Genomic DNA, 7,033 nt, shown 5'->3' on the forward strand with positions numbered 1-7,033 from the left:
ACCTGTTCTGGTTCTTCGGCCACCCCGAGGTCTACATCGTGGCGTTGCCGTTCTTCGGGATCATCACCGAGGTCATCCCGGTGTTCAGCCGCAAACCCCTGTTCGGCTACCGCACCATGATCTTCGCAACGGTCATCCTCACCGGGTTGTCGGTCGTGGTGTGGGCGCACCACATGTTCGCCACCGGCGCCGTCCTGCTCGCGTTCTTCTCGCTCACCACCTTCCTCATCGCCCTGCCCACGGGGATCAAGTTCGTCAACTGGATCGGGACGATGTGGCGGGGCAAGATCACGTTCGAGACGCCGATGCTGTGGTCGGCCGGGTTCCTGGTGACGTTCCTGCTCGGCGGGTTGACCGGGATCCTGCTGGCCTCCCCACCGCTGGACTTCCACCTCAACGACACCTACTTCGTGGTGGCGCATTTCCACTACGTGCTGTTCGGCACGATCGTGTTCGCCACCTTCGCCGGGATCTACTTCTGGTTCCCCAAGATGACCGGCCGGTTCCTCGACGAGACCCTCGGCAAGGTCCATTTCTGGACCACGTTCGTCGGGTTCCACCTGACGTTCCTGGTGCAGCACTGGGTCGGTAACGAGGGCATGCCGCGGCGGTACGTCGACTACCTGCCCACCGACGGGTTCACCGTGCTCAACGCGGTCTCCTCGATCGGGGCGTTCGTGCTCGGTGCCTCCACCCTGCCGTTCCTGTGGAACGTCTTCCGCAGCTACCGCTTCGGCCGCGTGGCCACCGCCGATGACCCGTGGGGGTTCGGCAACTCGCTGGAATGGGCCACCACCTGCCCGCCGCCGCGGCACAACTTCACCGAGCTGCCCCGCATCCGCTCCGAACGGCCGGCGTTCGAGCTGCACTACCCGCACCTGGTCGAGCGCTACCGCGACGAGGCCCACGTCCACGGCAAGGCGTCGCCGTACGAGATGGCGGCCCAGGGCGTCGGCCGCGAGGAACAGCCCGACGACGACCCGAAGTCCCGCTAGGGGGAGACGATGACCGAGCGATCGAACCTGCCCATCCCGGACTACGACCACCTCCCGGAGGGCAGCCTGCAGAGCCGGATCCGCGCCCTGTCGGCCGACGAGCTGCGCGAGCTGCTGACCTACGAGCGGACGCACGGCGACCGGCTCCCGGTGCTCGAGCTGTTGCGGCACCGTCTGGAGGCGGTCGAGGCGGGTGCCCCGCTGTCCGAGGGCGACCCGGCCGCGGCGCAGCCGGAGCAGGCCCCGCCCCCGCAGGGCGGTTCCCCGGTGTCGGAGGCCGGCGCCCAGATGAACAACCAGCCCCTGCGGCAGGGAGTGGCGGAGCAGACCCCGAACCGCGACATCCGGGGGCGCTAGCCGCACCGTGTGACGTGTGCTGCGCACGTGCCCGTTTCGGCCCACGATGGTGCGGGCACGTCCGGAGAGGGCAAAGGCACTTCTTCATGTGCGAGGACGAGCTGGGCCAGCGGGTCGGCGAGGGGCTCGGCATCAGCGCCGACGACGTGCGCGACCTCCCGCCGCTGCCGAAGCAGACCCTCAACGAGGAAGAACAGCAGCGCCTGGCCAACCTGGGCAAGAACGGGCCGCGCAACGTCGAGGGACACCAGATGACGCACTGCGTGCCGAACGAGCACCGCAAGGTGGAGTCGGCCTGATCCGCACCCGCTGATTCTCCGACGATCACCGGCACCACCCGTGGCAGGGTGGTGCCGGTGATCTCCATCAGCGTGACCTCACGACGGCTCTGAGTACAGCCGCGCGTCGCCCGGGTCCTTGTCGGCGCGCAGGCCCCGCCACGCCGCGTGCCGGATGCGGCCCTCGCGGGTGAGCACCCGGTAGACGACCTCGCCGACCAGCGCGGGCCGCACCCACCGGGCCCGGCGCGCCTCGTCGCGGGGCACCTCCTCGTCGAACGGGCTCAGCCGCTGCTCGAGCGGCAGCAGCCGGTCCAGCAGGTCGCGCAGGGCCGACTCGGTGAACCCCGTGCCGACGTGCCCGAGGTAGCGCAGGTCGCCGCGCTCGTCGTAGGCGCCCAGCAGCAGAGCGCCCAGCGTGCGCGACCGCCGCCCCTCCCCCGCGGTCCAGCCGCCGACCACCACCTCCTGGGTCTGCAGCAGCGCGGTCTTGACCCACGCGGGCGAGCGCTTGCCGGGTTCGTAGCGGGAGCTGCGGCGCTTCCCGACCACGCCCTCCAGGCCGTGCGCGCGGGCCACCTCGAGCAACCGGGATCCCGCGACGCCCGCGGTGCCCGGGGGCACCCGCACCCTCGACCCGGCCAGCCCGAGCGCCTCCAGGAGCTCCCGGCGGCGGTGGTAGGGCTCGGTGAGCAGCGGCGTGCCGTCCAGGTGCAGCAAATCGAACACCACGTACGACACCGGGATCCGCTCGACGAGCTCCCGCGCCGGCGCGCGGACGTGCATCCGGTGCTGGAGCATCCCGAAGTCGGGCCGGCCCGCCGCGTCGAGCGCGACGACCTCGCCGTCCAGCAGCGCGGGCCGCCCGTCGAGCAGCTCCGCGAGCTCCGCCAGCTCCGGGTAGGCCCTGGTGACCTCGTTGCCGCGGCGGCTGTGGGCCCGCACCAGGTCGCCGGCCACCGCGGTGACGGCCCGCACCCCGTCCCACTTGAACTCGAACGCCCAGCCCGGGCCCGCGGGCGGCGCACCCGCGGCGGCCAACATCGGCGCCACGGGGGCAGGCAGTGGTGCGGTGTCGGCCATCACGCAGCAGATTGCCCCGCAACCGGCGGTGCTGCACCAGCCGCGAGCCGAAAGTGTGGTCCGGCGGCCGCTTCTCGAGGGGTGGGGAAGCGGCCGCCGGGCGCGGGGCGACTCGGGGGGTGCCGCCGACCACGCTGGTTCCACGGTAACTGTTGCGCGCTCAACCGGGGGATCTTGGGGGCGACCGGCCCTACGCTGGCGACGTGCCGGAGCCCGCCGCCGACCCCGACGCCGAACTCGATGCCGTCGCCGACGCGCTGTACGGGCTTCTGCCCGACGAGTTCGTCGCGGAGCGAGACACCGCCGTGGCACGGGCGCGCGAGCGGGGCGACCGCGAGTTGGCCAAGTCGATCGGGCGGTTGCGGCGGCCCACCCGCGCGGCGTGGCTGGCGAACCTGCTGGCCCGGCACCGCGGCGAGCAGCTCACGGGCTTCCTCGCGCTCGGCGCCGGGCTGGCCGACGCGCAGCGGACGCTGGACGGCGCCGCGCTGCGGCAGTTGTCGGCGCGTCGCACGCAGCTCGTCACGGCGATGGCGCGGGAGGCGGGACGCCTCGCGGTCGCGGCGGGCGACCCCGTGCCGGACGCCGTCCTGCGCGACCTGCAGGGCATCCTCGAGGCGGCGCTCGCCCAGCCCGACATCGCCGCCCAGGTCCGCTCCGGGCGGCTGACCCGCACCGTCAGCTACACCGGTTTCGGCCCGGAGGCCGACCCCGGCGCCGTCCCGGTGCCCGCGCCGCCGCCCCCGGCCCCGCCCGCACCGGTTGGAGAGGACCGGTTCGAGCAGGAATGGGCAGAGCAAGAACGGGCCGAACAGGAACGGGCCGAGAGGGAACGCGCCGAACGCGAGCGGGCCGAACGCGAGCGCCGGGAGCGGGCCCTCGCCGACGCCGAGGCCGAGGAGGACGCAGCCCGCGCGCGGCAGCGGGCCGACGAGGCCGCCCGCGACGAGGCGGTGGCGGCCCGCGACGACGCCCGCGACCGGGTCGCCGAGCTCGTCGCCGCCCTCGACGCCGCCCGTGTGCAGGAGCGGGCGGCGACGGCGAGGGCCCGGGAGGCCGAGGCGGCCGCAAAGGCGTCGGCCCGGGACGCGGGCGCTGCGGCCACGCGCACGGCCCGGGCGCGGGCCCGGCTCGAGCAGGTCTGAGCGCCGAATCGAGAGCGCACTCACACCACCGTCGAGGAGTGCCCTGCGCCGAAGCCGGGAACCCTCCGATCACGTCCACCGACGATCGAGAGGACTGATCGCCACCATGGCGAACGCCACCACCGTCACCAGCCCGAAGACCGTCGCCACCGACACCATCGTCACGCAGCTGCGGGCGCTCGAGCAGCTCACCCGCACCGAGGCCCAGATCGCCCGCGTCCGCGTCGCCCAGGCCCGCACCGACGCCGTGCGCCGCGAGCTGCGGCAGAACGCCGACAACGCCGACCGGCGCTCACAGCGCATCGCCCAGCAGCTGCGCGCGCTCGACGCCGTCCCGGACGTCGTCACCCCGGCGATCGGACGGGTGCTCGCGCTGGTCAAGAGCACGCTCGAGCAGGCCCAGCCGATCGACGAGGCGCTGCTGGGCGACCTCACCCTCGAGCACCAGCTGCTCGACCGCGCCCGCTACGTGCGCGTGCTCGCCGAGCGCGGCGGGCTGCCCGCCGTGGAGAAGCTCGCCGACGACCTGGTCACGGCGCACACCGCCACCGTCGACTGGCTCACCACGGTGCTGGCCGAGGAGGCGCTGGGCGGCCCCGCCGCGCTGACGCCCACCCCGCTACAGCGCGTGGCCGGCGGCGTCACCCGCGCGGTCGTGCTGCCCACCCGGTTCGCCGTGCAGGGCGTCAACCGCGCTGTGCACACGGTGTACCGCACCGGCGAGAGCGCGCGCGAGACCGTCGAGGAGGTGACCGGCCGCGTCGTGCAGTTCGGGGCGGGCACCCGGGAGGTCGCCGCGGCGAGCCGCGACGCCGCGCTGCAGCGCGCCGAGCGCGTCGCCCACCGCGAAGGCGCCGACGACGTGGCTGAGACCGTGCACGCAGCGCGCACCGACCTGGGCACGCTGAAGGCGTCCGAGCTGCCGATCCCCCACTACGAGGAGATGACGGCACAGAACGCCATCGCCGCGATCCGGGAGCTGACGACGCCGGACGACATCCGCGCGGTGATCGCGTTCGAGGAGAACCACAAGAACCGCTCCGGTGTCGTCTCGGCCGCGCAGACGCGCTACGCCGCCATCGCCAAGGACCGCATGGGTTCCTGAGAGCCGGCGTCGACCGAGTCACGTTTGGGTCACTTCGGGAGGGGCACAGAATGTCTGTGATGTTGCTGCGCCCGCCCGGGGTGTACCGGGCCGAGGGTGACACCCAGTTGTTGACGGACGTGATGCGGAGCGAGGTGCAGCGCGAGGGCGGTTTCGCCCGCGGGCGTCGCGTGCTCGACGTCGGTACCGGGAGCGGCGCTCTCGCACTCGCCGCGGCCCGGGCCGGCGCCACCGCGGTCACGGCCGTCGACCTGTCACTGCGCTCCGTCGCCGCCACCTGGCTCAACAGCAGGCTGCACGGCCTGCCGGTGACCGTCCACCGGGGCGACCTGTTCGCCCCGGTGGCCGGGCCCCGCTTCGACCTCGTGGTGGCCAACCCGCCCTACGTCCCCGCCGAGACCGCCGTCCTGCCCCGGCACCGCAAGGCCCGCTGCTGGGACGCCGGCCCGGACGGGCGCGTGCTGCTCGACCGGATCTGCGCGGGCGTCCCGGGTGTCCTCGCGGAGGGCGGAGACGTGCTCCTCGTGCATTCCGCGGTCTGCGACACCGACCTCACCCTCGACGCGCTGGACCGGGTCGGGCTGGTCCCGGAGGTGCTGGCGAAGGCGTCCGTGCCGTTCGGGCCGGTCATGGCCGCCCGCGCCGCGATGCTCGAGGCCCGCGGCCTCATCCGGCCGGGCCAGCGCTTCGAGGAGCTGGTCGTGCTAGGGGCGCGCCATGCCTGAGCAGAGCCGCGAGGTCGTCCTCACCGACGAGGGTCCCGTCCTCGTCTCGGGGCCTGTCGAGGTCGTCCTGCCGGACGGGCGCCGCGTGCGCTCCGACCGTCCGGTCACGGCTTTGTGCATGTGCCGGCGCAGCCGCCGGCAGCCGTTCTGCGACACCAGCCACCGCCGGAAGGTGCGCCGGACCGACCAGGAGGAGGACCGTGCTCAGCCGGAGTGACCCCCGTCCCGTTGAGCCGCCGTCGCTGCCACAGGCGCGCGGCCCGCTCTCGGCCGCCGTCCTCGACGCGCTGCGGAACGGCGCGCAGGTCCTCCCGCCCGTCGACGGCGCCGACCCCTTCGGCGACGACCTGCAGCTCGCGCTCTACTGCCTCTACGAGCTGCACTACCGCGGCTTCGCCGGCGTCGACGACGAGCGCGAGTGGGATCCGGCGCTGCTCACCATCCGCGCCGAGCTGGAGCGGGTGTTCCTCGACGCGTTGCGCCGCGAGGTGCCGCCCTCGGACGACGTCGCCGCCGAGCTCGACGCCCTGCTGATGGAGCCGGTCGACGGCCACGGCGTGTCGTATCACCTGCGCCGCGACGGGGAGCTGTGGAAGCTGCGCGAGTACGTGGCCCACCGCTCGCTCTACCACCTCAAGGAGGCCGACCCGCAGGCATGGGTGATCGCCCGCCTCGACGGGCCGGCGAAGGCCGCGCTGGTGACCGTCGAGCACGACGAGTACGGCGCGGGTGATCCCGACCGCATGCACGCGCACCTGTTCGCGGAGATGATGCGTGCACTGGACCTCGACGCCGGCTACGGCGCCTACCTCGACGCGGCAGCAGCCGAGACCCTCGCCGAGGTCAACCTCATGTCGCTGTGCGGGCTGCATCGCGCCCTGCGCGGCGCGCTGGTCGGGCAGTTCGCCGCCGTCGAGCTGACCTCCTCCCCCGGCTCGGACCGGCTGGTCCGCGCCATGCGGCGCCTGGAGCTGCCCGAGGCCGCGATCGCGTTCTACGACGAGCACATCGAGGCCGACGCCGTGCACGAGCAGCTCGTCCGGCGCGGTGTGATCACCCCGCTGCTGGCCGCCGATCCCGAGCTCGCCGCCGACGTCGTGTTCGGGATCCGCGCGAGCGGGTTCCTCGCCGACCGGTTCGGCGACCTGCTGCTGGAGCGCTGGGCCGCCGGCCGCTCCGCGCTGCGCCGTCCCCTCCCCGACGCCCCGGTCCCGGTGCCGGCATGAGTAGCCCTGTGTCAAGCCGCCGCCGGTTGATCTTGGTTGAGGAGTCGTTGGAGGGCTCCGTGGCGGGCGGGGTCGTAGGTGGTGTGGTCGTGCCAGCAGTGCCAGATGACGTAGAGCCA

At 73.6% G+C, this 7,033-nt stretch carries 9 protein-coding genes; 8 read left to right on the forward strand and 1 reads right to left on the reverse strand.

What is annotated here, in order from left to right; translation table 11 throughout:
- The 3 genes from KME75_RS38520 to KME75_RS38530 all read left to right on the forward strand — a co-directional run.
- Positions 1 to 995: cytochrome c oxidase subunit I (locus tag KME75_RS38520; protein WP_219419875.1), on the forward strand; the 995-nt coding region annotated here is incomplete at its 5' end.
- Between the two features lie 9 nt (positions 996 to 1,004).
- Positions 1,005 to 1,352, forward strand: coding sequence for a DUF8129 domain-containing protein (locus KME75_RS38525; RefSeq protein WP_219419876.1), 348 nt, complete (start codon positions 1,005 to 1,007; stop codon positions 1,350 to 1,352).
- 86 nt (positions 1,353 to 1,438) lie between these two features.
- Positions 1,439 to 1,651: a hypothetical protein gene (locus tag KME75_RS38530; protein WP_219419877.1), complete on the forward strand. Its 213-nt coding sequence runs from the start codon at positions 1,439 to 1,441 to the stop codon at positions 1,649 to 1,651.
- 78 nt (positions 1,652 to 1,729) lie between these two features.
- Here KME75_RS38530 and ligD read toward each other — a convergent pair whose 3' ends face one another.
- On the reverse strand, positions 1,730 to 2,674 hold the full coding sequence (ligD, locus tag KME75_RS38535) for a non-homologous end-joining DNA ligase (RefSeq protein WP_219419882.1): 945 nt from the start codon (positions 2,672 to 2,674) through the stop codon (positions 1,730 to 1,732).
- Positions 2,675 to 2,916: 242 nt separating this feature from the next.
- Between ligD and KME75_RS38540 the strand changes: the two genes are divergently transcribed.
- The 5 genes from KME75_RS38540 (at position 2,917) to KME75_RS38560 (ending at position 6,914) form a co-directional block, all read left to right on the forward strand.
- The gene (locus KME75_RS38540; protein WP_219419878.1) at positions 2,917 to 3,858 is read left to right on the forward strand and encodes a hypothetical protein; all 942 of its coding nucleotides are present in this window, start codon (positions 2,917 to 2,919) and stop codon (positions 3,856 to 3,858) included.
- 106 nt (positions 3,859 to 3,964) lie between these two features.
- Positions 3,965 to 4,963, forward strand: a complete 999-nt coding sequence (locus tag KME75_RS38545; RefSeq protein WP_219419879.1) for a ferritin-like domain-containing protein — start codon at positions 3,965 to 3,967, stop codon at positions 4,961 to 4,963.
- A gap of 59 nt (positions 4,964 to 5,022) precedes the next feature.
- On the forward strand, positions 5,023 to 5,688 hold the full coding sequence (locus KME75_RS38550; RefSeq protein ID WP_246633666.1) for a HemK2/MTQ2 family protein methyltransferase: 666 nt from the start codon (positions 5,023 to 5,025) through the stop codon (positions 5,686 to 5,688).
- Entirely contained in the window at positions 5,681 to 5,905 is a 225-nt protein-coding gene (locus KME75_RS38555) for a CDGSH iron-sulfur domain-containing protein (protein WP_219419880.1), read from the forward strand. The genes KME75_RS38550 and KME75_RS38555 overlap by 8 nt, the downstream gene beginning before the upstream one ends.
- Positions 5,889 to 6,914: an iron-containing redox enzyme family protein gene (locus KME75_RS38560; RefSeq protein WP_219419881.1), complete on the forward strand. Its 1,026-nt coding sequence runs from the start codon at positions 5,889 to 5,891 to the stop codon at positions 6,912 to 6,914. Before KME75_RS38555 ends, KME75_RS38560 begins: the two co-directional genes overlap by 17 nt.
- Positions 6,915 to 7,033 lie beyond the last annotated feature (119 nt).

Origin of the sequence: Pseudonocardia nigra (assembly GCF_019396355.1) — a bacterium.
Lineage (GTDB): Bacteria > Actinomycetota > Actinomycetes > Mycobacteriales > Pseudonocardiaceae > Pseudonocardia > Pseudonocardia nigra.

What these genes read in the sequence shown, in the direction of transcription:
- KME75_RS38545 (WP_219419879.1), top strand. Translation starts at nt 3,965, where the DNA reads ATGGCGAACGCCACCACCGTCACCAGCCCGAAGACCGTCGCCACCGAC.
- KME75_RS38530 (WP_219419877.1), top strand. Translation starts at nt 1,439, where the DNA reads ATGTGCGAGGACGAGCTGGGCCAGCGGGTCGGCGAGGGGCTCGGCATC.
- KME75_RS38555 (WP_219419880.1), top strand. Translation starts at nt 5,681, where the DNA reads ATGCCTGAGCAGAGCCGCGAGGTCGTCCTCACCGACGAGGGTCCCGTC.
- KME75_RS38525 (WP_219419876.1), top strand. Translation starts at nt 1,005, where the DNA reads ATGACCGAGCGATCGAACCTGCCCATCCCGGACTACGACCACCTCCCG.
- KME75_RS38550 (WP_246633666.1), top strand. Translation starts at nt 5,023, where the DNA reads ATGTTGCTGCGCCCGCCCGGGGTGTACCGGGCCGAGGGTGACACCCAG.
- ligD (WP_219419882.1), bottom strand. Translation starts at nt 2,674, where the DNA reads ATGTTGGCCGCCGCGGGTGCGCCGCCCGCGGGCCCGGGCTGGGCGTTC.